This is a genomic window from Pseudomonas sp. IPO3774, from assembly GCF_013386835.1.
GTDB lineage: Bacteria > Pseudomonadota > Gammaproteobacteria > Pseudomonadales > Pseudomonadaceae > Aquipseudomonas.
The window spans coordinates 54554-77876 of sequence record NZ_JACAQY010000071.1; the positions used below are offsets into that span (position 1 = coordinate 54554).

At 56.1% G+C, this 23323-nt stretch carries 38 protein-coding genes and 1 pseudogene; 19 read left to right on the forward strand and 20 right to left on the reverse strand.

Translation table 11 applies throughout. From position 1 onward, the window contains the following. Window positions 1–27: 27 nt before the first annotated feature. Window positions 28–651, reverse strand: a complete 624-nt coding sequence (locus HYE77_RS31025; protein WP_177070404.1) for a putative metallopeptidase — start codon at window positions 649–651, stop codon at window positions 28–30. Between the two features lie 416 nt (window positions 652–1067). Continuing rightward, window positions 1068–1502 (reverse strand): proteasome subunit beta, encoded by a 435-nt coding sequence (locus HYE77_RS31030; protein WP_177070405.1) that lies wholly within the window; start codon window positions 1500–1502, stop codon window positions 1068–1070. A 73-nt stretch (window positions 1503–1575) separates the two neighbouring features. Between HYE77_RS31030 and HYE77_RS31035 the strand changes: the two genes are divergently transcribed. Then, window positions 1576–2016, forward strand: a complete 441-nt coding sequence (locus tag HYE77_RS31035; protein WP_177070407.1) for a hypothetical protein — start codon at window positions 1576–1578, stop codon at window positions 2014–2016. 44 nt (window positions 2017–2060) lie between these two features. On the opposite strand, the gene HYE77_RS31040 is transcribed toward HYE77_RS31035, so the two are convergent. Further along, complete coding sequence (locus HYE77_RS31040; RefSeq protein WP_177070409.1) at window positions 2061–2378, reverse strand: hypothetical protein; 318 nt, start codon at window positions 2376–2378, stop codon at window positions 2061–2063. After that, window positions 2378–2749, reverse strand: coding sequence for a chemotaxis protein (locus tag HYE77_RS31045; RefSeq protein ID WP_025856073.1), 372 nt, complete (start codon window positions 2747–2749; stop codon window positions 2378–2380). The genes HYE77_RS31040 and HYE77_RS31045 overlap by 1 nt, the downstream gene beginning before the upstream one ends. A gap of 495 nt (window positions 2750–3244) precedes the next feature. On the opposite strand from HYE77_RS31045, the gene HYE77_RS31050 reads away from it, so the two are divergent. Beyond that, complete coding sequence (locus HYE77_RS31050) at window positions 3245–5053, forward strand: GGDEF and EAL domain-containing protein (protein WP_177070411.1); 1809 nt, start codon at window positions 3245–3247, stop codon at window positions 5051–5053. Window positions 5054–5151: 98 nt separating this feature from the next. Here HYE77_RS31050 and HYE77_RS31055 read toward each other — a convergent pair whose 3' ends face one another. From HYE77_RS31055 to HYE77_RS31115, 14 genes and pseudogenes are all read right to left on the reverse strand, one after another. Further along, complete coding sequence (locus HYE77_RS31055) at window positions 5152–5700, reverse strand: hypothetical protein (RefSeq protein ID WP_059398246.1); 549 nt, start codon at window positions 5698–5700, stop codon at window positions 5152–5154. Further along, a complete protein-coding gene (locus HYE77_RS31060; RefSeq protein WP_177023268.1) occupies window positions 5697–6332 on the reverse strand; it encodes a recombination protein NinG in 636 nt (211 codons plus the stop codon). The genes HYE77_RS31055 and HYE77_RS31060 overlap by 4 nt, the downstream gene beginning before the upstream one ends. Then, the gene (locus HYE77_RS31065; protein ID WP_177023269.1) at window positions 6329–6637 is read right to left on the reverse strand and encodes a hypothetical protein; all 309 of its coding nucleotides are present in this window, start codon (window positions 6635–6637) and stop codon (window positions 6329–6331) included. The genes HYE77_RS31060 and HYE77_RS31065 overlap by 4 nt, the downstream gene beginning before the upstream one ends. Continuing rightward, window positions 6634–7149: a hypothetical protein gene (locus HYE77_RS31070; RefSeq protein ID WP_177070413.1), complete on the reverse strand. Its 516-nt coding sequence runs from the start codon at window positions 7147–7149 to the stop codon at window positions 6634–6636. The genes HYE77_RS31065 and HYE77_RS31070 overlap by 4 nt, the downstream gene beginning before the upstream one ends. Continuing rightward, window positions 7146–7373, reverse strand: coding sequence for a hypothetical protein (locus tag HYE77_RS31075; RefSeq protein ID WP_177028238.1), 228 nt, complete (start codon window positions 7371–7373; stop codon window positions 7146–7148). The genes HYE77_RS31070 and HYE77_RS31075 overlap by 4 nt, the downstream gene beginning before the upstream one ends. Continuing rightward, a complete protein-coding gene (locus HYE77_RS31080; RefSeq protein ID WP_177028237.1) occupies window positions 7370–7849 on the reverse strand; it encodes a hypothetical protein in 480 nt (159 codons plus the stop codon). Before HYE77_RS31080 ends, HYE77_RS31075 begins: the two co-directional genes overlap by 4 nt. Then, entirely contained in the window at window positions 7846–8643 is a 798-nt protein-coding gene (locus HYE77_RS31085; RefSeq protein WP_177028236.1) for a hypothetical protein, read from the reverse strand. The genes HYE77_RS31080 and HYE77_RS31085 overlap by 4 nt, the downstream gene beginning before the upstream one ends. After that, window positions 8630–9559 carry a helix-turn-helix domain-containing protein gene (locus tag HYE77_RS31090; protein ID WP_177070415.1) on the reverse strand — a complete coding sequence of 310 codons (930 nt, stop codon included), beginning with the start codon at window positions 9557–9559 and terminating at the stop codon, window positions 8630–8632. The genes HYE77_RS31085 and HYE77_RS31090 overlap by 14 nt, the downstream gene beginning before the upstream one ends. Continuing rightward, on the reverse strand, window positions 9556–9843 hold the full coding sequence (locus tag HYE77_RS32775; protein WP_256347606.1) for an HNH endonuclease: 288 nt from the start codon (window positions 9841–9843) through the stop codon (window positions 9556–9558). The genes HYE77_RS31090 and HYE77_RS32775 overlap by 4 nt, the downstream gene beginning before the upstream one ends. A 2-nt stretch (window positions 9844–9845) precedes the next feature. Beyond that, window positions 9846–10143 (reverse strand): annotated as a pseudogene (locus HYE77_RS32780) (phage replication protein); the annotation flags it as partial. A 1-nt stretch (window position 10144) separates the two neighbouring features. Beyond that, on the reverse strand, window positions 10145–11002 hold the full coding sequence (locus HYE77_RS31100; protein ID WP_177070426.1) for a Bro-N domain-containing protein: 858 nt from the start codon (window positions 11000–11002) through the stop codon (window positions 10145–10147). Window positions 11003–11145: 143 nt separating this feature from the next. After that, a complete protein-coding gene (locus HYE77_RS31105; RefSeq protein ID WP_177023278.1) occupies window positions 11146–11442 on the reverse strand; it encodes a hypothetical protein in 297 nt (98 codons plus the stop codon). Next, complete coding sequence (locus HYE77_RS31110; protein WP_177023279.1) at window positions 11442–11912, reverse strand: YmfL family putative regulatory protein; 471 nt, start codon at window positions 11910–11912, stop codon at window positions 11442–11444. Before HYE77_RS31110 ends, HYE77_RS31105 begins: the two co-directional genes overlap by 1 nt. A 64-nt stretch (window positions 11913–11976) precedes the next feature. After that, complete coding sequence (locus tag HYE77_RS31115) at window positions 11977–12213, reverse strand: hypothetical protein (protein ID WP_177070428.1); 237 nt, start codon at window positions 12211–12213, stop codon at window positions 11977–11979. 112 nt (window positions 12214–12325) lie between these two features. Between HYE77_RS31115 and HYE77_RS31120 the strand changes: the two genes are divergently transcribed. The 9 genes from HYE77_RS31120 to HYE77_RS31160 all read left to right on the forward strand — a co-directional run bounded on the left by HYE77_RS31120 (window position 12326) and on the right by HYE77_RS31160 (window position 16685). After that, on the forward strand, window positions 12326–13162 hold the full coding sequence (locus HYE77_RS31120; protein ID WP_177070487.1) for a S24 family peptidase: 837 nt from the start codon (window positions 12326–12328) through the stop codon (window positions 13160–13162). A gap of 4 nt (window positions 13163–13166) precedes the next feature. Next, window positions 13167–13394 carry a hypothetical protein gene (locus tag HYE77_RS31125; RefSeq protein WP_177070430.1) on the forward strand — a complete coding sequence of 76 codons (228 nt, stop codon included), beginning with the start codon at window positions 13167–13169 and terminating at the stop codon, window positions 13392–13394. A 26-nt stretch (window positions 13395–13420) separates the two neighbouring features. Next, the gene (locus HYE77_RS31130; protein WP_177070432.1) at window positions 13421–13657 is read left to right on the forward strand and encodes a hypothetical protein; all 237 of its coding nucleotides are present in this window, start codon (window positions 13421–13423) and stop codon (window positions 13655–13657) included. Window positions 13658–13694: 37 nt separating this feature from the next. After that, on the forward strand, window positions 13695–13880 hold the full coding sequence (locus tag HYE77_RS31135; protein ID WP_177070434.1) for a hypothetical protein: 186 nt from the start codon (window positions 13695–13697) through the stop codon (window positions 13878–13880). Window positions 13881–13889: 9 nt separating this feature from the next. Further along, a complete protein-coding gene (locus HYE77_RS31140; protein WP_177070436.1) occupies window positions 13890–14126 on the forward strand; it encodes a hypothetical protein in 237 nt (78 codons plus the stop codon). A 116-nt stretch (window positions 14127–14242) separates the two neighbouring features. Then, window positions 14243–14533 carry a hypothetical protein gene (locus tag HYE77_RS31145; RefSeq protein ID WP_177070438.1) on the forward strand — a complete coding sequence of 97 codons (291 nt, stop codon included), beginning with the start codon at window positions 14243–14245 and terminating at the stop codon, window positions 14531–14533. Continuing rightward, entirely contained in the window at window positions 14523–15071 is a 549-nt protein-coding gene (locus HYE77_RS31150; protein ID WP_177070440.1) for a hypothetical protein, read from the forward strand. Before HYE77_RS31145 ends, HYE77_RS31150 begins: the two co-directional genes overlap by 11 nt. 469 nt (window positions 15072–15540) lie before the next feature. Further along, a complete protein-coding gene (locus tag HYE77_RS31155) occupies window positions 15541–15798 on the forward strand; it encodes a hypothetical protein (protein ID WP_177067416.1) in 258 nt (85 codons plus the stop codon). A 668-nt stretch (window positions 15799–16466) separates the two neighbouring features. Next, window positions 16467–16685 (forward strand): hypothetical protein, encoded by a 219-nt coding sequence (locus HYE77_RS31160; RefSeq protein WP_034135944.1) that lies wholly within the window; start codon window positions 16467–16469, stop codon window positions 16683–16685. 86 nt (window positions 16686–16771) lie between these two features. Here the strand turns inward: HYE77_RS31160 and HYE77_RS31165 are convergent, their stop codons facing one another. After that, complete coding sequence (locus tag HYE77_RS31165; RefSeq protein WP_177070442.1) at window positions 16772–17029, reverse strand: DUF1652 domain-containing protein; 258 nt, start codon at window positions 17027–17029, stop codon at window positions 16772–16774. A 199-nt stretch (window positions 17030–17228) separates the two neighbouring features. On the opposite strand from HYE77_RS31165, the gene HYE77_RS31170 reads away from it, so the two are divergent. Continuing rightward, on the forward strand, window positions 17229–17882 hold the full coding sequence (locus HYE77_RS31170; protein ID WP_177070444.1) for a hypothetical protein: 654 nt from the start codon (window positions 17229–17231) through the stop codon (window positions 17880–17882). Between the two features lie 50 nt (window positions 17883–17932). On the opposite strand, the gene HYE77_RS31175 is transcribed toward HYE77_RS31170, so the two are convergent. Further along, window positions 17933–18244, reverse strand: coding sequence for a DUF1654 domain-containing protein (locus tag HYE77_RS31175; RefSeq protein WP_177070446.1), 312 nt, complete (start codon window positions 18242–18244; stop codon window positions 17933–17935). Window positions 18245–18787: 543 nt separating this feature from the next. Between HYE77_RS31175 and HYE77_RS31180 the strand changes: the two genes are divergently transcribed. From HYE77_RS31180 to HYE77_RS31210, 7 genes are all read left to right on the forward strand, one after another. After that, window positions 18788–19561 (forward strand): hypothetical protein, encoded by a 774-nt coding sequence (locus HYE77_RS31180; protein ID WP_058419779.1) that lies wholly within the window; start codon window positions 18788–18790, stop codon window positions 19559–19561. Window positions 19562–19712: 151 nt separating this feature from the next. Next, entirely contained in the window at window positions 19713–20150 is a 438-nt protein-coding gene (locus tag HYE77_RS31185) for a hypothetical protein (protein ID WP_177070448.1), read from the forward strand. Then, complete coding sequence (locus HYE77_RS31190) at window positions 20147–20338, forward strand: hypothetical protein (RefSeq protein ID WP_177070450.1); 192 nt, start codon at window positions 20147–20149, stop codon at window positions 20336–20338. The genes HYE77_RS31185 and HYE77_RS31190 overlap by 4 nt, the downstream gene beginning before the upstream one ends. Further along, a complete protein-coding gene (locus HYE77_RS31195) occupies window positions 20335–20529 on the forward strand; it encodes a hypothetical protein (protein WP_177070452.1) in 195 nt (64 codons plus the stop codon). Before HYE77_RS31190 ends, HYE77_RS31195 begins: the two co-directional genes overlap by 4 nt. Window positions 20530–20931: 402 nt before the next feature. Further along, complete coding sequence (locus HYE77_RS31200; protein ID WP_177070454.1) at window positions 20932–22026, forward strand: hypothetical protein; 1095 nt, start codon at window positions 20932–20934, stop codon at window positions 22024–22026. Further along, window positions 22026–22760: a hypothetical protein gene (locus HYE77_RS31205; RefSeq protein ID WP_218174623.1), complete on the forward strand. Its 735-nt coding sequence runs from the start codon at window positions 22026–22028 to the stop codon at window positions 22758–22760. The genes HYE77_RS31200 and HYE77_RS31205 overlap by 1 nt, the downstream gene beginning before the upstream one ends. Further along, entirely contained in the window at window positions 22757–23320 is a 564-nt protein-coding gene (locus HYE77_RS31210; protein ID WP_177070458.1) for a siphovirus Gp157 family protein, read from the forward strand. The genes HYE77_RS31205 and HYE77_RS31210 overlap by 4 nt, the downstream gene beginning before the upstream one ends. Window positions 23321–23323: the final 3 nt, after the last annotated feature.

The window sequence follows — 23323 nt, forward strand, 5'->3', positions numbered from 1 at the left end:
CGATCATCCGTCTTAACCTGTCTAAAATCAGGCCGACTTGAGCAGACAGGTTCCGCAGGCCCTCGATATGTTCAATTTCCCCACCTCAGCAGGACTGTTTGCCGCATCCACCAACGCTTGAACGTCAGGGCTCGCACCATAGCGGCGGACGACACCGACGAACTCTTCAACGTCGTGGCCCTGTAGCTTGATCTTCGGTGCACCGTCTTGGGTGAATGCTGGTTGACCGTGCTTGTCGGTCGCATGAGCCAGGTGGTACAGCTCGTGTTCGATCAGAGCGCAGAACTCGAGGTCACTGCACTGGGCGCAGTAGTCAGCCGCCAGGGTGATGATGAAGGCCGGCACATCGCCGAACCAATCACGCATCTGTTGCTCCATCCGAGCCTTCTGCCAACCGCCCGCGCGGAACGCTACCTGTTCGGCCTGGCCCAGGACTGTGCGCCCTTGCTTCTCGAAGCTCGACGACGCCCACATTACCCGGATGTCTGTATCCAGTAGATGGGCATGGTCTTCGTTGTGAATGCTGCCGGTGTCGGCAAGGATCTCGGCTCGGAGCCATTCCCACACTTCGGGCGCAGGCGTGAGCCGGATACCGAAGTCGGAGAGGTCAGACAGCTTAAGCAGTGATGATGGAGGGTATGGCCTATCCATATGTCACCTTAAACTTGAAATGATGGCGCTATGCCGGTATTGATGAAAAACACAAAAGGAGCATCAAGGATGAACGTGAAGTTACGAAGCCTTCTAGCCTGCACAGCGGTGGTGACCTCATCAGCATGTATGGCTGCCACGCCATATGGATCTTGCCCTGAACCGGCTCAGAAATATCAAGATCGTTATGAGTCAACGATGCGAGCTAGCGATCTGGTCTGCTATCAAAAGGCTCTTGAACGGGAGATGAGCGGCGGAACTAGCGACCCATGCACCCTAAGTGCCGACCATTATCAAACAGCATACGAAACAGGAATGCGGTCTTCTGACCTTGTCTGTTATCAGAAAGCATTGGAGAGAGAGCTGCGCTGAAAAGGAATTGGGGCCTGTCCGTGCCGCACTCACCTGCGGCACACCTACCCCGCCTTACCGATCTCCAGCTTGCGAACCCGCCCACCAGTGCAGGTGTCGCGCTTCTTCGCCATACGAATCGCATCAGTTGCAGTGGCGCCCATATCCATTGCCGTCAAAGCGTGAGCGCATCCATTGCCTATTGCATATGGTCGGTCGAGCTCCAGAGCATCCTTCCATCCGCCAGTCTTGTCGTCGTGTCCAATCAGCCAAAGTGTGCTGCCATCCCAAGCCAGTGCCGAAGCTTCTACTGCGCTCGACGCCTCGCTTCCGAAGAAGGCCGCAATCAGAGCTGGGAAATCGCAGTTCGCACCCGTGCAGAGAAAGGAGACGCCTTTGACCTTGTAAAGCTTGTTGGCGTCGTCATCCAGGATGGTGGTGCCACGGGTGCAGCGGGAGTCATAGGCGATCACACCATCTTTGTAGGCAATGGTCGTCATCGAAGTGCCACTCCAACTTGAACTGATTAATAGTTACCGGTATTGATAGATGTCAAATCACAAGGACGTTCACATGAGTGAAACGCAACAAGCTAGCCCTCTGCGCCCCAAACTAACAATTGCATTTTGGTCATTCGCTCTGGGGGTCGCCACAACGATAGCTGGAGCAGCCGCTCACTACGGTCGTCAGGACAGCGACCTAACAAACGTAAGGGAGCGAGTCGAAGACTTCAGAAAGGCAAACGACAGCCTAAATACTTCACTTAACCAATGGGTAGGGGCTTACAACAAACAGGCCGCAACGCTCGCAGCATCAGAGGAGAGAGTGCGTCAACTGGAAAACGATCGCTGCACGCCAATCAAAATGGATGTCGACGACATAAGGTCTGATATCAGCTCGGCATTGAGGTATTACCCCGAGAGGGTGAGTTCCCTCAAAGAAATGATGGAGCAATATCAACAAACCTTGCGCGCTTGCTATGCCGCGTCATCGAGCCCCACTCATACACCGTAAAAATCCCGCGCCACGATTTTTCACATTAGAAAACGTGGCGCGGATTACTGAGCTGTCCGGTTTAGAGCTTCGTCCACCTTGTCGACTGCCCGAGCCGCAGACGTTGCTGCCTTGGTGGCCTTCTCTGCGGCGGTACCAGTCTGGCGAGTGAGCTCTTCCAGTCGCTTGTCACGCTCGCTCATAGCGGTGTCGTAGGCCTTGCGAATGTCAGTGACCTGATTGCTCTGGCTCTCGGCGAGCGACCAGTAGGCGGCCTGGTAACCCAGAACGGCACCACCACCCACCAGCACGACGGCAATCGCCCAGACTTCGGCCCGGCGCCACCAGCGGCGTGCGATAAATTCCAATGCGCATCTGTCCATCAGGCTATACCTCCCAGCTTGGTGCGCAGGCGAGTGATCTCGTCGCTCTGCTGCGTCACGCGGTCAGTGAGCTGAGCGACCTGGCTTGTGAGTGCTTCGATCTTGCCTTCCATGCGCCCAACGGCGGCTGCAAGGTCATTCCGCTCTTTCGCGAATTGATCGGCGCGGGCCTCGGCTTCTTTGCGCGCGGCGCGCTCTTGGTTCAGCAACTCGTTAAGGCGCTTCAGCGTGCCGATATCGGCGCTGTCCATTGCCCGGTCGGTCGCGTCCTTGGAAAGGAAGCGGCGCAGCCAAAGCAGGCCGCCCAGAACAACGGTGGCGCTACCGCCCAGCCAGGTAGCTGTGCCTGGGCCGAGGTCAGTAGGATCCATCGTTACTCCATGAAGAAAATGGCCTTGGCCAGAGATAGGTCAGCCCCGGCGGCACTCCCCGCTCAGTGCGAAGGGTGTGGCGGGGCCGAAAACGAAAAAGGCCCCGCACGATGGCGAGGCCTTGAGATTGACCAGGTTTCCCTGAAACCAAACGAAAGAGGCCCCGTACTTGGCGGAGCCTCCTTTAGACCGGACTCATTGGTTGATTTCAACGCTGAAGACCGTTCGAAATGCAGTGTATGGGCACGATGAATAAATACTCTCTCATTTTCTCAATTAATGCAACGTTTCTTCGGATTCTGCATTGTGATTTATAGATGCAGAGTGAGCGGATCCAATGCGCTCTGTCCTTTCGAGAAGCGAAACGCCCGTATTTTGCCGTATTCCCTTCGCATGAATGGGTCGTGCCTACTGACTCAATAAGTAAATGAAGTCGTAGGGCTAACGGTGATCTGATACCGTTTAGCCACATGGTCGTGATACACGAGGTTAGTCATGGACGTAAATACCCACTTCCCTGAGTACGAAGCAGAACGCTTAAAACGCGTTGAGGCCCTTTGCCCGCAAAATGAACAAGACGATGAAGTCTTCGAAAAAATGATTTCAATGACTTCAGAATACTTCAATGCTCCCATCGCCCTGATTTCTATTGTCGACAAGCACCGCCAATGGTTCAGGGCACGGATCGGGATTGAGCAGCAAACTACACCTCGGGACGTTTCGTTCTGCGCACACTCTCTACGCGACAGGAAGGCGTTAGAGGTTTTGGATGCGCAGGATGATGAGCGCTTCAAAGATAACCCCATGGTCACCGGCGCGCCCTTCATTCGCTATTACGCTAGCGCGCCACTTCTCACAAGTGATGGTTTCTCTCTGGGTAGCCTATGCATAATAGATACTTCACCTCGACAACCAATGAGCAAGCGAGATGCAGCAATGCTCGTTTATTTCGCTCAACTCGTTGTCTTGCGGATTATGGGTTTACGTTCCCGTAATTTTATTGATCAGCCAACCGGACTTTTCAACCGACTCAGACTGGAAGAAGATATTCGACTAGCAAGCTCTAGCGGCATTCAGCACGATCTATTTGCTGTGGACGTAATATCTCCAAAATTTTTGAATGACGTAGTAAAAGCGCTCGGTTACAGCTTTTCTCAAAATTTAATGCTCAGCGTTAAGGGCAGACTTCAGTCTTTATTACCTAATAATTCTCTCTTGTACAAAATCAGTCCAACACGTTTTGGGTTTCTGTTAGAAGGTGGCCATCCGGTGGAAGGTCTCTGCCTTAAGATTCTTTCAAATTTTGACGAGCCGGTTGATTGTCAAGGAATCCCAATACTCATGCAGACAGGTATTGGGGTATTGAAAATCGCCGATGCAAAAGAGAGGGACTGGCTACGGTTAGTCGTAGGGGCAGCTGATGACGCAAGGGTTCGAAACTTGGGCTGGGCGATGTATCAACCTGAGTTGGACGCAGCTCAGCAGCGAGCGTTTACCCTATTGAGCTCCCTGTCTGATGCAGTTCGGTCTGAAGATCAGCTGAGCTTAGTTTTTCATCCGAAAGTCACATTACCTAGTCTAGCATGTGAAAATGTTGAAGCATTGATCCGGTGGAATCATCCTACGCTCGGGCCTATCAGTCCCGCAGAATTTATACCACTTGCAGAGAAAACTGCGTTGATGCATGCAATTACCTTCTGGGTACTTGACGCCGTAGTTGACCAAGCCAAGGAGTGGCTCGGCAAAGGTATTGAATTACGAGTTTCCATGAATGTCACTGTCAGTGATCTTGAGAACTCTAAGTTCTTAAATAAAATTACAGAATATATAAACAACGGCGCCCTTCTGTCGAAAAATTTAGAGCTTGAATTCACGGAAAGCATGCTCATGTCAGACCCGAAGACAGTTATTGAGCAGCTTGAGCGCGCCCGCGCGTTAGGCATTGAAGTTTCCGTGGACGACTTCGGCACTGGCTACAGCAACTGGACATATCTAAGGCAACTGCCTGTGAGTACGGTTAAATTAGACCAGTCACTAATCAGCAACCTCAACACCAACGAAAAAGATAAACGGCTAGTTAAGACACTCATCGAGCTTGCCAGAGGATTAGGCTATAGAGTCGTAGCAGAGGGCGTCGAAACCCAAAGCATTCTGGACCTGATCACGCTCTGGGGGTGTTCAGAGGCTCAGGGATACCTGATAACAAAACCCCTGAAAGCGGAACCATTAGAAAAATGGCTGGCGCAAGGTGGTTTCAGCTCGGTATGTGATGGGACTAGAACGCCAGGCACCGAGTCCTTGTAGTCCATCAAAACCTGTCGGCGGGAAGCCTGTTATCACCTCCCGCCGATCTTAAAGCTGATGTCGCTCAGGCCATCTGTCCAGTTCATTGCCGCAGCAAATTATGACGCCATGAATTTCTCCATTAGCCCCTCGGCGTCAAGTATCTCTTGAGCGGCCATCAGCGCCTCATTCACCTGGCCATCCAAAGAATTTCGTATGGATGAACGCCAACGATATCGGGTCGACTCTGGCTTTCCGTCATTGTCCCAATTGGTGATGTCGTACCATGCCGCTGGCAGCACCGCGGCGGAGCGCTTGCCGTCGGCGCCTGCTATCTGAGGAATAGCCCAGGTCAGCACGGCGCATTCCCGAAAGCGCTTCGGTGCTGGAGTCTTTACCGAATTCAGCAGCTCCAGAATGGCTCCGTGCTTGCGCTCTTCGTGAGTGGAGTACTTCGCTACCAGTGCGCGCCAGTGTGCAGGGGTGAGCGCTTTGTGCAGTCGGCCGAATACCCAGCAGTCTTGGAGAAACGCCGCCTCCTTACCGACGATCTCCCCCTTCTGCTTGGCGCACTGCACCTTGGGTTCAAAGTCGCAGCCGCCGGCGGAACTGATGGTCTCCGCCGCAAGGGCTCGAACTACTGCTGAAACAACGTTGCGATAGGTCATGCGGCTTCCCCTTTCTTCAGCTCTCTGGTCATTGCGCGGTATGTAGCCTTGATAGCTTTGATCTCATCTACTGTGTACTTGCGGGCCGGGTGCAGGCCTTCCAGCCAGGCGACCATTTCGACGCCGATACGCTGCACCAGACGGATGCGGTATTCCACTGCGTTGCCGGACAGATTCCGATTGCACTTCACGCACTGTCGATGGATGTTCAGCGGCTCGAAGCGCAGCTCTGGGCAGGCACCGACGGATCGGTAATGCCCGGCGTCCCAGCGGCTACCGGTCATGAGGTCGTTGTCGTTCGGCGTCGAGTCGCAGCTGATGCACGGCAGGTGTGCGTCACGCAGGCGCACGTACTCGTTCACCGCGGCCTGGGCTTCGCGCAGGTGATCCGCCCGGGTCTTCAACTTCTCCTTGCGGACTTTGATCTCGCGGCGCCCTACTTCGGCCAATGCCTTGCCGGCGATCGCCCGTCCCTTCTCGGACTTGCCGTGAGCGATGGCGCACTCGATCTCCCCGCACACGACTTGCGCGTCACGGGTACGCACGAACATCACCCGGCACTCGGGGCAGCGCTTGCGGCGCGGGCCACCGGACGCGAGTGGAGTCTTTCGTTGCAGCGGTGTGCGCTTCATACAGCCTCCTTGGCTTTCTGCTGCCCGAATTCAAAATTGCCACGCAAAGGCATGAGGTATTTCTCAGCAATGCAGCAACGCGGGTGCTCGACAAGGGTCTTGCCGATGGTCAATGACACCAAGCCATCTGCCTCCACCACCCAGGCGTTTGCATCTCCACGGTTAAACCATGGACCGTGGGCGGAAAACGAGTCGCAGCCAGGCCCCAAGCACTCAACCAGCTGCACGCAGCGCCCTATCAGGGTTGGCACCAGTGGACAGGAAACGATCAACGCCAGGTCGCCCGGCTTGAAGTTATGACTCATGCGGCCTCCTTGAACGCTTCAAACTCGGCCATTTCGGTCAGGCGCTCTTCGGTAAGCGTCGGCCAGTCGTGCAGCACCAGGTACGCGCAGCACTGTCGCCAGAAGTCTTGGAATACCTCTTCGCCCATCGAGTCGTAGGAGAGGCTTCGGGGTGTCTTGCGGGTGAGCTGGCCCAGGCCCGGAATGTCGAACGCTTCCTCATCGCAGTACACGCCCGACTCCAGTTGCAGGGCCTTGATCGCGTCGTGGGACTGCTTGCCGGAGAACCGGTCGATGTTCTGGCTCAGCACCCGGCCCAGGCCGTGGACCAAACCATTGAACCGTGGGTTGCGTGGCTGCTTGAGCTCGGCACGAATCTTCGTGTTGATCCGGAATTCACGCTCGCGAAGGATCGACCGATCGGCGTCGGAGGACGGCACGAACGCTGCCACCTCTTTGCCGGAGGCCGGATCGACCAGGCGGCGCAGCACCAGGTAGACAGGCATCGGACGGGGTTTGGCCGGCTTGGTCATGGCTTCACTCCCGTCGTCTTGCTCACCTTCCCTTCCGCCTCAAGCTGACGCATGGTCGCGCGCAAGGTTTTCAGGTCCCAGTAGAACTGCAGGTATTTGCCGAGCAGGTTGATTTTTGCGTTAAGAACCACAGCGACGACTATCAGCATCATCAGCACTAAAAGAGAGCCGCCCACCAACATGGAACCGTAGCCGAGCCACAAAGCGATTGAATCCAGGGTCATGACTGCTCTCCCTTGCCCGTGGCGGCGCGTCGACCTTCGTGGAACGCCATTACCTCCTGCATTCCGTCATCCACGGCGAGAATCTCCCGATCGAAGTAGGCCTGGCTGTCGGTCTCGCCTTCTGGAGGCAGCTCGCCCGGTCCGGCCAGCGAGTTGTAGATCCACTCCATCGCGGCGGCAGGTCCCTTGCCATGCTCTTCCTCGATGAGAGCCGAACGCATGGCGAGGATGTAGCGGCCAAACAGCAGATCCAGTTCCTTGATGCGCATGCGGGCCAATTCGTTCTCGGCTTTGAGCTGGTCGCGCTCGGTGATCAGGGCCAGGACCGCGGCTGGCGTTGCTACGGGTGCGAATTCAAGAAACGCCACTTCTGCTTGGCAATAGCTACGGTCCTCTTCCCATGCTTCACCCGGCAGGTATTCGCCGGCAGCGACACAGGCCTCGGCCAGCCGCTTCAGTTCGGTGTTGTCGGTCATTGCGCTGCCCTCTCCGCTTCCAGTTCCTGAGACTGCCGGATCAGCAGCGCCCGGCGATCCGCCAACTCATTGGCCGCTTCAATCCGCATTTCGGTTTTTCGTTCGGCGCTGGCCTTGCGCATCTCCAGCATCGAGTTTTTGACCAGTTCCAGCTTCTGGCGCAGCACTGGTGCAGGTTGGGTAACGGCGCCGGTGAGCAAACCGGCAATGGCGCGGCCATCCTCGGTAACTGGAACAATGCTCAGGTCAGCCAAGTACTTCTGGCCGTGCTCTTGTGGAATGCGCTTCAGCTCCACAGCCTTGGTAACGGCCTGGATGCGGCGGTTGGAGTCGAAGCCCACGGACACGTGCCAGTTGACCGGTTTCGCATCCTCGCGGGCCTGGCCCACGAACCTTTGGTAGGCGTCGATGAACGCCATGCGTGCACCGATCTTGTCGCCGCCATCCAAGATGGGTTTCGCAGCAGCCAGGGCCAGCTGGATCTCGTCGGTCAGCACCACGGTTTCGAATTCGTCGTTGGTAGTCATGGCGATGGCCCAGGCCTCGTCCTTGCCCGGCCGGCCATCGGAGGATTGGACCCGTTGCAGGATGTCGGCCATCGCCAGCTTTCCCTTCACTTCGAAGCGACACGCCTTCAGCGCCGCCTTCACGACGGGCACCGGGTAGGCACAGAGGTCTTCGGCCATCATCGCGGCAGTGCCCGGGTTCATTTCCTGGCCCATGGCCTCGGCTGTGGCGCAGATGGCGGCGGCCAGCCCGGCAACCTGCTGGTCGTTCATTTCAGAGGTATTCATTGCGGTCACCTGCTTGGCGTTTGGCCAGAACCATCTGGGCGGCCTGTTCTGCTGCGGAGTGGTTCGCCTCAGTCCGCTCCATCTGGCGGGCGGTTGTCCCGTTGATGCGCTGCCCGGTCACCCACTGGGTGTGATAGCTCTCGGCGTTGGCCAGCAGCTCGTTGAGGCTGTGGCACTTTCGCAGCACAGCGGCATCGCTGGTTTTCAGGAAGTGAGCGGCGACGTGGTGGGCGACATCGGCGCCGAGTCGGTCAACCAGTTGGCCGAGTTGGCCGCCGACCTTGGCATTCCACACCGGCCAGGCGCTGTAGCGTTTGCGGTAAGCCATGGCGTAGTTCGCCCAGACCTTGAAGGTTTTGCAGGACTGGTCTTTGGGGCCCGGCATGTCGGCGGGGATCTCGACCCGTGGGGTATCGGTACGATCAACCACCAACACCAAGCTGCGGGACTGAGCCGGCACAACCTCGGCGGGAGCCGGGGGTGCAATTGGTTCAATGACCGGTTCCATGACTGGTTCAAGAGAGTTACTGATTCTGGGTGCAACTGCTGCACTACCCCCTGGTGCAGGAGATTCACTAGGGGGTGAACCTGCTGCACTACCCGGGTGAATCTTCTGCACTACCCCTGGTGCAGGAGGTGCACCACCACCGTCGAGGGTGAGGAAGTAAACGTTCGACGAATTCCCCTTTGGTCCACCCTTCCGGATCTCCTTGCGCAACAGTCCCGCCTCACACAGAGCGGTGATGTGGTTCATGACAGAACGCTTGCTGATCTCGCACTGGTCAGCAATGTGCTGATAGGAGGGCCAGCACTCGCCTACGTCGCTGGCGTTGTCGGCCAACTTGATCAGCACCAGCTTGCGCAGCGGATTACCAACGCGAAGCTTCATTGCGGCAACCATAAGGCCCATGCTCATGCTGCACCTCCGGCGAACGCGCGGAAATCAATCGTCCGCACGCCCTTCCAGCTATTGCAGGACATGCAAAGGGTCTGGAGATTGCCCAAAGAAGCCTCTCCACCTTGGCTTTCAGGTACGACGTGATCAGCCCTCAAGCGCATCAGCACCGAGCAGCCACAGCGCAAGCACGCGTGGCCGTCGCGGGCGAACACCAGAGCACGCAAGCCAGAAGGGATTGGTTTCTTTTTTGTCCTGCGCCGGGCCGGGAGGACCGGCGGTTGGTGCGCGGTGACGTGGCCCATACGGTCCGGGTTCCACTCACAGCCTTTTTCGGTGAGTCGGAATGCTTCAGGGCGAAGCTCAATCAAACCGGCCTCTTCCAGGGCCGTCAGCATGCGATAAGCAGTGTCCGGCTTATCAGTGAGCAGCGGCAGCTCCTCGATGATCTTGGCCTTGCTCAGCGCGAAGAAGATCCCGTCATCAGTCTTGATTGGCTTGGTCCAGCTCGGGCAGCCGTAGACGAAGGCGAACAGCAGGGCTTGCTGAGAATTCAGCCCCCACTCCAACGCCTTCACCTGGTTAATCGTGACGGTGTATTGCATGTCAGGCCTTCCCGACCTTAGCGGCCAATTCAAGGAAGCGATCCACGTACCAGTGAGGCTGCGTCTCGCGGGGGCATTGAGGGCTGGTGAGGTTCTTGCCGTAGGCCATGCCCTTCTCGGTCACGGACCAGAAATCCACCATTTGCTGTTTCGAGTTTTTGCGCTGGAGGACCTTGAGGAAGCCGTGGGCCTCCAGTGCAAGGTTGAAGGCGCGGGCGGTGCTGGCGATGGCGTGATCTTTGATCAGGGCGGTAATTGCCTTGGTGGGCATCGACGAACCACCAGCGGCGTCAGGGGCGGCATCAACGGCGTAGCCTGGGAGGAACTTGGCATCCAGGCCGTTGTTGGCTGCGATCTGCGCGAGCATCATCATCTTGCTCGAGGGCGCCGGCTTCAGCAGGCGATCGAAGCATTCCAGAATGGCGAGTTCGCCAATGACCTTGGAGTTGTTCGTCTCCTGGCCGGTGTAAGAGCCGGTCTTTCGAATGGTCGGCAGGACTTTGCCAACCACCCACTCTTCGAACTGCTCAGCAGCCGGAAGCTTGGACTTCATCACCAGCCGGTAAAGATCGCGTTCAGGGATGATTTGCACTGCGCGGACCTGACCTCCCATTTCGGTATGGCAGGTATTGACCGCTTTGCAGTGAGCATTGATCGCCTTCGACGTGTTGGAGTAGCCCAGGGCTTCGGCGATGTCCTTGGCGATGAACCATGGCTCCCCGTGACCGTCGTCAATTACGCGGACAGGAAAGCCGTGGAAGTCGAAAGGTGTCACTGGTTTAATCCGCGCCACGTTTTCAGATTGCGAAAAACGTGGCGCGAGATTGTTGGGGGTATTGCCTTGAGTTATCTGTTGCATTAGAGTTGCCTCAAGTGATGTAGCAATGAACCGGGCCGTGAACCCGGTTTTTTTGTGCCTGAGATTCAGGCTTTATAGGTGTCCGGCGCATCCGTGGTAATTTCGAATTTCCACAAACGAAGGCCAGGAGGCCGGACATGTCATTAATCGATACTCAAAACTTCAACATCACCTGCGGCGAGTGCGCCCACCAATTCCCTCATTCGGTCGGTTATCTGAAGCTCAATGACCGAATGACCATCTGCCCCGAATGCGGGAATCGCCACCAACTCGACAAGGCCGGGTTTGAGGCTGCCGTCGCTGAGGGTGAAAAGCAGATCGATGACCTTCAAGCGAAGGTGCGGCGCATCGGAGAGAATCTGTTCAAGGGTGGCAAATAGCCCCTCAAGCTCGGAAAGACCGGGCTGAGCGTTCAGTTGAAGTTTCAGTTCGGCTTTCATCAGGCGCGCGCCTTGTGCAGCTCAATCACTGCATTGACTTCTTCGTGTCGAGCTGCCAAGTGTTTGGCATGCAGGGCGAGAATATCTTTGGCTTCTGCGGCATCAATTTCACCATCCTCCAATGCCAGGGCGATCAACTGGTCTACCCTCCCCCGCCTTACCGCTGTACGCAGAGAGCGGTGGTGCATGTCCACGTTATCCAGCGACTCGGAATCAGGAAGGCGGACGAAGATCCCGCCATACATGGCGCAGATGTAATCGGGGAGGAAGGTGGTTTTGGCCTGGGTTTCGAGTACGCAGACTTCGTCATCACTCAGCTTCTTGACCCCTGCCGACTCGTAAATCCGATTCTTGAAACGCTTGAAGTCCTCCTCGCCAAGAAATGCCGCGGCGCAAGGAAGGCCGCCCGATACGGCGTTGGCGGCAGCAATCACTGCTGCTCTGCGGGTTTCTAGCACTTGCGACTTCATCGTCTAGTTTTTCCTTGGGTCGGTTGCGGTCAGAATTGCTTCAATGGAACGGCGGACAGGGATGTCAGGCGGCGCCGCGTAGGACTTTGTGCGCCAGGTCGAGAAGATCCGGTCGCAAACCTGCGATGGTGATCTCTCCACCTGATGCGTCCTGAAGGCGCTCTGCCAGGTCGGCCGAGGCTTTTCGGTGACCGCCTGCCAGCTGCCACAGGTGCCCTACCGTCGTATTGGCAGCGGCAGCCACTGACTGGCGCCGTTCGTTTGAAGCGCTGGCGAGCCAGTCACGCAGATGGTCATTCATGGGATCTCTCCTTAAACATAGGAGAAATTTAGCTTATGGCTAATATCGTAGCAAGGAATATTTAGCTTTGAGCACATTTAGCATTGAGCTAAACGCTGGCATTCTTGCCCGCATGGATATTTATGCGATTCGTAAACAGCAACTGATCAGCCTCATAGGAAACCAGCGAAAAGGCGCGTGCGCCGAGCGCTGGGGAATGGCGCCTGCGCACCTGAGCCAGATTTTGTCGGACAAGACAGCGAAGAATTTGGGAGACGATGTAGCGCGGAGAATCGAGGCGATCGAGGGGCTGCCCAGAGGTTGGTTTGACTCCATATCGCCAGGTGAGTCGATAACTCCAGCTGAAGAGTTGACTTCGAGCGATCACGCAGGCGAGACATCCGCACAGACAGCGGCGGACCAGATAAAGCAGATGCTTTCGAAGGTCAAAGGCTTAACGAGCACGGCTCGTGACAGAATCATTGCGGCCGCTGACGAGTCGAGCAACGTCATAACCGTCGACTTCTCTCGCCCCGGCCAAGTTGGCGATGAGGTTTGGATCGCGCACTACGACGTGCGCGCAGCGATGGGTGGCGGGCAGATCCCGCACGAATACCCGGAAATGCTCCAGGACATACGGGTCAGCCCCAAGCACTTGCGTGACCTGGGCGTTACCTTCAAAGAGCACTTCCACCTCAAGATGATCACCGGGTGGGGTCAGTCGATGGCGCCGACGATCAAGGATCGGGACCCGTTGCTCGTCGACATCACGATCCGGGAGTTCACGGGTGATGGCATCTACCTCTTCTCCCACGACGAGATGCTGTATGTGAAGCGCCTGCAAAAGAAAGGCAAGGATCGCTTCAAGATGATTTCGGACAACAAGCACCACGACCCCGAGGACATTCGTGTCGACGACACCCACATCCTGGCTCGAGTGCTTTACGTGTGGAACGGACAACCGGTATAGCGCCATGCCCCTCACCAATTCGAACAAACAGCTGCGCAACGAGCTCAATTACCTTGGGCTGGGCCTCGAGCAAGCCGCGGGCGGCATAATCAACATCACTAAGGACTGCCAAGATATCGATGTTGCAGCCGTCCTAAAGCTGGTAGCGAAGCTATACGATGATGCGGATCGGCTCGCCGCCCTCGCAGACGAGGTTGGTGCTGGACTGATAACGCGAACCGAATCTGAGTAGGATCGAAGAAACAGCAAGGAGACTGCATGCCCCTCACCATGCCAAACCAGCAACTGCACCGCGACCTTAAAGAGGCTGCCGCCCTGCTCAAGTGGTCAGGCGTCGACCTGAAGCAGGCTGCTGTAAAGCTTTCTGATGCCGGCCAGGAAGATGACGCTCGCGAACTGATAGCGATCGCTATGAGGTTCCAGGAGGTCGAGGAGCTGATGGATGGGTATGCGGATGAGGTAAAGACGGCGCATATAACGCGCGTCAGTCGCTAGGTAAATAATCGCACAGATAAATGCGGAGAACTTGGCTATGACGCAGACTGCAAAATCTGAGGTTGAAGCTTACTCGGCGAACCTTGAAGCTATCGCCGAAACGCTGGCCAGTCAGGCAGTGGAATTAATGAATGCAGGCCTGATCGATCTCGACGAAGCAGCCCTGGAGCAGTCCGTAAAGCTCAGAGACGCCATTGAGCGCCTTCGAGCCATAGATCTGTAAGGACGCATTATGACCCTCGACAAGCCAAACCAAGACCTTAAGCGCGACCTGCAAGGCGTCGCCTCCGACCTCAAGTGGTCAGCCGTAGAGCTGATGAGGATTGCGGAGCGCCTGAGCCTTGCGGGGAACGAGGCGGACGCCCAGGCCGTGCTGAAAATGTGCACAGTGCTTCACGCTGACGAGGATCGGCTGGCCGGCTATGCGGATGAGGTGAAGGCGGGAAGGATTGTGCGTGGGAAGGCTTGAGTAGGCGCATGCCAGCTTGACCAAGAACGTCTGCTGTAATTTTCCGACTCTCCTATCATTTAATCGTTTTGGAACGCTCTTCGATTGCAGTAGAGCAGCAAGCACAGGAGTTTAGAGTGAAGGACATTAGGGATATTGATAAAAATATAATTGAGGCGATTAGCGATGCCAATTCCGCCTTGGTTTCTCTCATAGAGCACGTTGTCGCCTCGGATAAAGTCCTCATTGAGGTCGTAGGAATGCTGACTCAGCGCGCGGTGTCAGATGAGCGTATTGAGGATGTTCGATCTATGGTTAAAGCGCTTGGACAAACAAAGGAAAAATCAACCAACACCCTAGTTTCAATAAAGAAAGCGCTTATATCCGCCGAGAAGCTGTCGAGCCTCGGAGAAGAAGATGAAGAATGATAATTTCTCCAGGATGATGCATGCCCTAACAGATACCGATCATCAGGTTGAACAATGGGAAAAGCTGAATAGGCTTATCGATAACGCCTCGGCGAATGAAACCCTTCCTGAGCGTGACAATGCATCGCGATCAGCGAATACTGTAAGCATGAACGACATCACTCGCGAAGAATTCAATGCCCGCATGGAAACCATCGAAGTCAAGATGGATGCCAGGGTAGAGTCTGTATCCTCAAAAATTGATGCCTTCATGGCGGTACAGGATGAGCGGGATAAGCGGATGGAGGCCACCGTAAATCGTATTGATACCAGCCATGACCAGATAAAATCTGCATTTGGCTCCATGAAAGCCACAATCATTGTCACTGCGATTTCCACGGTTCTCGCAATCGTCATCGGCATTGGTGGTTTCAACGCCATGCTTACGTCGAACATGATTTCATCTTTTCAGATGGGTCGTAGCGAGCTTGCAGCTCATAAAGCAGTAGAGCAAGCGGCTCCAGCTCAGCCAGCCGCACCACCGGCACAGCAGAAGTGACTAAGCCCGGCCCAGCGCCGGGCTTCTTGTATCTGTCTGCGCCTAGTGCAAACCCTTCGGCTTTGTCGGCAATCGGACCCGGATTTCCTTTGCAGGGTTTACCAATGAAGCATCGATACTGCCATCCTCCCCTTTCGCTGTAGGCGCGAGCGTAATCCCTGAGACAGCGACAGCCAGACCCGGCAGCTTGGCCCCGCCGGCCTGAGTGACGCTGGTGCCGTTTGCAGTGAAGTGCATGGTCAACCCCCCAAGAACCAGTGTGGATATTCTGGTCGCGCAATAATGCGGTTATCAGATCACGAATCGAAAATGACCGCTCCTTCGTCGCCATAAGTCCCCCTGTCAGTTCTAAGATTCTCACTTGGAATAGTAGGATGCCTCGGCCAATGATGCCCGGCCCCGCCCCTGGCTTCTTGTTTCTTCCCTTTCCAGTTAGGATCAGTACTCGCATCCGTATGGAGGGGGCTGCATGAAACCCAATGCAACCAGGCTCGTCAAAATCACCGCTCTCATGAGTGTGTGTGCCTGCGTGACCTACGTGGCCCATGTAGTTACACGAGAGGTCGCCTACGTCCAATCCAAAGTCAGCAGATCGACGATCATTGATCCCGCCCACCAGGGGCTTCAATGGCCTGCAAAAGTCGCTATGCCGGAACTGCGGGATTTGTCTGTTAAAACGAAAGTCCAGGCCGGCCCGATGACTGAAGATCACCCGACAAAACGATGATCGGCATTTCACAAACCTTTCACAGTCGAGCGTATATGGTTTACCTCGGCTCCTTGTGAACCCCCTTTAAGCCCGCTATCCCCCATCGCGGGCTTTTCTTTGTCTGCGATTTTAGGAAACCAAAACGGGAACTGGAACCCTGCATCGGAACCTGGGCACTTTTTGATTGGCATCATGTCCATTCTGGATCGCTAACACGTTAGTACTTCATCATGCACAGCTGGAAGAAGATATCGCTCACTGAGGGGCTGGAGAAGAGTCTGCCAGGGCACCAGGTCGACTGTGTTCTAATTAATGGCTGGAATGCTACCGTGTTCGTGCGGCATCCGGAGCATGACTCAATGTTTTGCACTACGGGTATCAACCTAGCCGAGCTTTCAGACAGCTCAAGTGTGCAAAAGCTTGCCGATGAGCTTATTTTTGAGATCGACATGTCCAAGGCAGGGAAAGCTGGTTAGCTCTAGCTGTAGTTTCGCATTTATCATCCGAAAACCGTTTAGGCCGCACCACCCCGAACTTTCTTTGCCGGCATTCGGGTTGATCGCGTGAAGCTATACCTGGGCCGGACCTCTTGCCTCTAGAGCCGCGCTTCAGCAATCTGGCGATCAGCGGGCGTTATTACGCATTCTCTTGGGCTAGACTTGGGCTGAGCTATGGAGGAATCACGCATGGAAAAGTCGAAAACAGCACAAGAGATTCGAGCGCTTCTACTCAGCCAGCGCCCCGACCTTAAAGAAGATCTTGCGAAGATTTCAGACCTTGAGGTGCTGCAGTTCATGGCATGCGCCTATAAAAGTGCGATTGATATCAAAGAAGCCGAACTGGTTGAGATCGATAGGCTACTGGACGAGGCTGCTAGGGCGCTCTTTTCCCCTGTACTCCACTGATCTGCCCGCGTATCCAAAATATAGAACTCGGCTAAATGCGCACGGCAACGCCCACCACGGACCCGGTCCGATGCTGGGCTTCTTGTTTAAGCGCGCCGGTAAAGCTTGTCGGGCAGTTGCGCCCTCGCTCGCATCTCTTCTTTGACCTCCGCGACAAATCTCGCAATGTCCCGACTGGATGCGAGGCTTCTCGGGTCGATACCCGTTACCGTCAATTCTTCCTTTTCGGTTGTAGGGTTGATCAGTTGGATGACCAGCGAATTGCTAGAGTCAACGATGCAGACGCAGTGAGTCGGGAGGAACGCCGTCTCGATGATATGGCGCAATTCAAGGGAAGAAATCATTGTGCAGTCCGTAGGCATTTATTGTTGATGGATCACCAGTCATCACTTGACCAGGCTACTGACTATAGCCCCTCGCGCAGGATTATTCGTTCAAATTTGTTCAATTTGAGACGAGCACATCATAAGCGACGAGAAACTCAAAATGGTGGCCGTACGCCACGAATGATAGAGTACGGGCTTTCAAATGGAGAGTTTAGGGATGAAGGCTTCAATAATTACGGGGGCTATCGCCGCTCTCGTCGCGGTTGGCTGTTGGTTTGGATGGGGTGCATACCAGAGTCACCAAGAGAGCAGCCAGGCATTAAGCGCGGTTCAGGCGTCAGCGGCTTTATTCGAAAGGCAGATTTCTGCTCGGAATGAGGACGGCATAACCCTTGCCGAGTACTCGAGTCGCGCATCCGGTGCGTTGGAGTCACTGGATAAAGAGGCCGGCAAACTGGCCTCGATGGACTGGTCTCACCGCCCTGCCGACAGAGATGTAGTGCTCGAATTTATTGACGAATGCAAGGCAATGACGAGGCTTGCTTCTGCCAGGGTTCGCCTTATGGTGGAGGAGAGCAATGCCCAGAAAGCATATGATCAAGCCACCAAGGAACTCAATGAAGCTACATCTACAGAAAGGGAGTGGAGACACAAAAGGTTCGCCGTTGCCTCGGATGACCTGATAGCAGCACTCCAGAAAAAGATCGATGCATCCAAAGAAGCAAAAGGCAAAGTTGAGAAGTTTCTTGCCGCTGATGATGCCGTGAAAACTGCCTTTGGCGAGAACAAAGGGCTCTCCAAGCCCGTCGCCGAAGACTTCAGGAAAAGCATCTCACCATCACCACCTAAAGGGGGTGATGCGAAAAGCTAGACATTAGATAGAGATTAGAGCCCGCCACTGAGCGGGCTTTTTTGTGCCCGTCAGAAAGGCGCCCCCTCTTCTTCTGGCTCAAACTCGACCTCTCCCCTCCCTGCTACCTCGACTTCCTGCTGCTCCCACCTCACCGTCACGCTGCCGTCGTCGTTGAGCGTCAACTCGAGTTCGTCAGTGTCGGCAATCACACTCAGCACCTCTTCCCACTCCCGATCCCCGTCCGTGTCCAGGCGATGAATCGTCACCCAGCGCTGCGCCTGGGCCACCGGGTGATTGATCATCGATGAGACGCGTAGTGCAAGCCGCTCAATTCCGCTCATTTCCTGCCGTGCTGCCGGTGCCGTCTGTTTCTTTGCCATGACATCCCCTCCCAATTAGAAGCTGTATATACATACAGTTAATGGAAAAATCATAGCTCACTGCTAACTGGCGCGTAAAGCGCTTATAGGCCTCATCCATCGGCCGGGAGGGACACGGCACATCTCAATAATTTCGCCTATCGCTAAATATTTAGCTTGGAGCTATTGACGATATTTTAGCTTGGGGCTAAATTAACTCCATCGAGTCACCCAACAGGTACTCGCCAGGGCCTCAGGGCCTGACCGCTCTTTAGTCACACAGCTTCACCCTTGCCGGATCACCACCGGCCCAGATTCAAAGGCAGCGATGAACCGGCCTAAACGGTTCAGAGGGTTGGCAACTGACCCGGGCGTGCAGCGTAAAGCGCCAAGAACAGTTATCCAGCGGGAGAACAAGCCGAAAGGCCCGCGGCTGGAAGAACATTTGATTCAAGCCGGTGACCGACGCCAGTAGCGGGTCCCGGCGGAAGTTTTCACTGATGTACCCAGCTGCAGTTCGGTCGGGTGCATTGGGAAAACAACCGATCAAGCACGGAGCACCAAATGAGCGAGCAAACACTTCAATCCATGCTGATGGATGGCGTAACCCGATTCACAGACGGCGCCAAGCCAGCAGAAATCATCGATAAGCATGTGGAAAGCATGTTCACCGACATCATCAAAGACAATTTCCGCAGCTACAGCGACATGGGCAAGCTGGTCAGCCAGGCCATTAAAGATGCGCTGCCATCCAACGTGAGCGATCTGTTTGAGCTGACTCGCTACAACGACCTGATCGCCACCGCATTGAAAACACAGTGGGAGTCTTCTGGCGTTACTGGCGAAATGCTTCGTCGTTCGCAAGCAGCGATCGACGATGCGCTGAAAGACGACATCGTGCCGGAATTCGTAAACCTGAGCGATTTGCTGAATGCCTTCATCGAAGAAAACAAAGAGCGCGCAACAGACGAGCAATGGGAAAGCCCGCACATCACTATTCGCGAGGCTGAAAACGACTACATCGGCAGCAGCAAGCACATGCACATCTGCTTTGACCCACAGCCGGAAGAGCGCAGTTCGTCATCTCGATACTCCTCTGGTACCAAGCGCACCGAATGGGAGCTGGCCAATCGGATCAGCATCAGCGTCAAGGGCCAGAACGAGCGGGGCTACGACTTCGGTGAGGTCTACAGCGCGAAGCTGGACGGCGCACCCATTGGCCGCAACTTCATGATTTACAAGAAGTGGGAAAAGCTCACTGCGGCCCTCTACTTCGGTGGTGCCAAGCTGGTGATCGATTGCGACGAGCACGATTTCAGTTATGGCCTGTACGACTGAACAACCAGCGCCATGACGGCCGGGAAAGACCGGCACCTCCCCTTCCCCACCTCTATTACGTCAGCACTCCTCCCCCGCGCCCATCGGCAACCAGCGGGAGGCATGAGTGTTGACGAATACAGGTGAACAACCCGCCACCTTGGAGGCGACCATGAACGCAGCATTGAATATTTGCCAGGAGCGTTACGACGCTCAGTTGCCTCCAGAGGTCAGCGAGGGCGACGAGGTGACGGACTGGCTTGAGCATTCGGCGGAGCGCCTGGTGTGCGGCGTCGACATCAAGTGGAAGCGCCGCTACGGCCAGCCGCAGGTGGTGACGTTCGACCGATTCTGTACCGTCCTGCAAGGCCACCTGAATCAGCGCCAGATCGACGGCCTGGACCAGCGTGATTCGTTTGCCCGCCTGCTGCTGTCGGCAATGCTCGGCAGCCAGAGCGATGCCCGCGCCCACGCTGCCGACTTGCTGGGCCAGCAGCGTCCGATTGAGGCGGTCGAGAAGATCGCTGTAGCGCTGCTGAGGCCCTACGCCGAAGACGCTGTAGCAGCGGAACGGGAAGAGCGCGAAGACGACGTGGATGCTGATCTATGAGCCCGCACATCCTGATCGATGAAGCGCTGGAGGCACTGGAGCATCCCAGCAGCGAACCAGGCGCCCAAGCCGTCATGGTGCGGATGATCACCAACATGCTCACTGGCGATGCAATCACCGTCGAAGAATTCAACCACTACTGCCAGCGCCTGCTGAAAATCACCAGGCACCGCAAGGAGGCTGCATGACCACCGCACCGGTTAAATCGCTGATCGACGAGCAGCTCGACGACGTTGAGTCCAAGCTGATCATGCTGGGCTTCGGCCTCCCCTTCAATGAGCTGATCGGTCGCAAGCGTGAAGACTTGGTGCGGGATCTGCCGCAGCGCTTGGCGCCGACAATGAAGGGCGGCCGGATCGCGGTGAGGGTTCGGCCATGACAATGATTTGCGGAAGCTGCAACCAACCAGGGATTCGCTGGATGGGGCCGATGAGCCAGCTCACCCATACTGAATGCCCTCACTGCGGCGGCACGAATTGCCAGGTGGTCGATCAGCCTGAAGATCCAGAGGAAGAAGAGGAAGTCCTGTGCGCCTGCGGGAGCGAATACGGACCTCCCAACGCTGACGACGGTAAGTTTTACTGCAACCGTGGGCATGGTGGCGCATACCACTGCGCGCCATGACCACCCACCAGCGCACCCGGCGCCTACTCATCTGGCGCGGCTCCTTCTCTGCCCTCTCCGTCTGCACCTTTCTGATGTTGCTCAGCGCCCTCGCTGATCGAATTACTCAATAACCAATGCCTCACAGCGCCCCGCAAGGATGGCGCGGGAGATAGTCATGCTCGCAGCAATTGCAGATCGAATCCGTTCCAAATCCTACGAACTTCCCCTGTCCCGCGATTACGTCCGCCACTGGGGCCTGAAAGAGGCCATCCGGGAACTGGTGCAGAACGCCCTGGATAGTGAGTCACCTTTCGAATACGCCTTCGCTGACGGCCAGCTGTTCATCACCAGCCGCTTTGCAAGGCTCGAGGCCAGCACGCTGGTGCTGGGCAGCACCTCCAAGGCTGACCGCTCCGATGCCATCGGCAGCTTCGGCGAGGGCTACAAAATCGCCCTGCTGGTGCTGACCCGGAATGGCTACGACGTGAAGGTGCTGAACGGCAACAAACAATGGGTACCAGAGTTCCGGCACAGCGACCAGTTCGACGCCGAAGTGTTATGCATCAACGAGACCCCGGCGCACCGGCAGAATCAGGGTGTTGAATTCGTCGTCTCCGGCCTCACCGATGATGACGAAGCGGAAATCCGCAGCATGTGCCTGCGCATGCAGCCACCAATGAGCGACGTGATCGGCACCAAGTACGGCCACATCCTGCCCTCCCGGCCCGGAAAGCTTTACGTCGGCACGCTGTTTGTTTGCGAAACCGACCTGACCTACGGCTACGACATCCTTCCCGAACACCTGCAGCTTGAGCGTGATCGCCAGACGGTCAGCGGTTGGGACTTGAAACAGGTATCTAAAAACGCCTGGATCGACACCGGGCGCCTGGATGAAGTGGCGGAGAAGATCGAGGCAGGAATTCCCGACGTTGAATACGTCGAGTACGGCAGCACCGAGCTTGTGAGAGAGGCCTGCTACAGGTTGTTCCAGCAGAAGCACCCGGGCGCCATTGCCGTTCAATCCCAGGAAGAGCTGAACACCCTGGTCAAGCAGGGAATGACCAACACCGTAGTGGTGAGCCGGACATTCCACTCGCAAGTCGCCAACTCGACCTCATACAAACAGCAGGTCGCCCACGTCGTGGCCATCCAGACGCCCAAAGCTGCCCTGGAAGAATGGTATCGCGACAACAAAAAATACATGAGCAGGCTGCCCGCGGCTTCCTTCAAGGAGCTGGTCAAGCGTGCTGACGGCTGGAGGAATAAGTGATGTCGACGAACATGCAGATCTGGGAAAAAGTCAGCACGACCGACACCCGCTACACCAAAGCTGCGGAGGTTGGCGGCCAGAAGATCACCAGCCTGAACGGTACAGCGATGATCATGAAGGCCACCGAAGTATTCGGTCCGGTCGGAATTGGGTTTGGTTGGTCGGTAATGGAAGAGCGCTTCGACGAAGGCTCAGAAATGGTCAGCGGCGAAGGCGACAAACGCTTGGTGCTGGGCCGTGAGCTCAACCACACCATAAAAATTCGCTTCTGGTTCGAGCTGGACGGAAAGCGCGGCGAGATTGAGCAGTACGGCTGCACTCGCTACCTCTACAAATCGAAGTTCGGCACGACAACAGATGGCGAGGCGCCGAAGAAGTCGCTGACCGATGCCATCAAGAAGTCGCTGTCGATGCTTGGCTTCAGCGCGGACGTGTTCTTGGGCATGTTTGATGACGCCAGCTATGTCGAGCAGCTCAAAGACGATGAGCGTCTTGAAGATGCAGCCGACAAGGATGCCGAAATAGTGCGCCAGAAGCAGGAGCGCATTGACTGGCTAGCATCGGCGGTAGAGACCCTCGGCAAGGCAGTAACAGCCTACGAGCTGAAGACGCTGAACGTGAAATACATCCGCGAGGCAACTCGCCGCAACGAACCCACCTTCATCGCGCGAATCACTCGAGCATTCGAGGAGCGCAAAGCTGTGCTTGAAAAAAGCAAGGAGGCCGCAGCATGACTCAACTCTACGCACTCACCGGTAAGCTCGCCGAACTCCAGGCCATGGCCGACACCGACGACGACGGCTTGAAAGAGGCCCTGCAGCACGCCATGGACGAGGTTCAAGGCGACTTCAACGACAAGGCCGACAACATCGTCATGTTGCGCCGGAACATCGAAAGCGACGTGACAGCGATCGACAACGAGATCGAACGCCTGGCCGAACTCAAACGGATCAAGTCCAACAGCGTCTCGCAGATCAGCGACTACCTGCGCCGCAACATGGAAGCCGCCAACATCAAGTCGATCAAACGGCCGCTGTTCACCATCACCCTGGCCATGGGCAGCGAACGGGTGATCGTTGACAACGAGGATGCGGTGCCGGATGAGTTGACCTCTGTGAAATCAAGCATCACCCCAGACAAAAAAGCCATCGCCTCCAAGCTCAAGGAAATCCGCGATCACAACGAGGCTGTGCGCAAGCGGATGGCCGCCGGTGAAGACGCCGAACACCAACTTCTACCCGAACCAACCTGGGCTCATCTGGAGCGCGGCGACAGTTCGATACGGATCAAGTGAGGC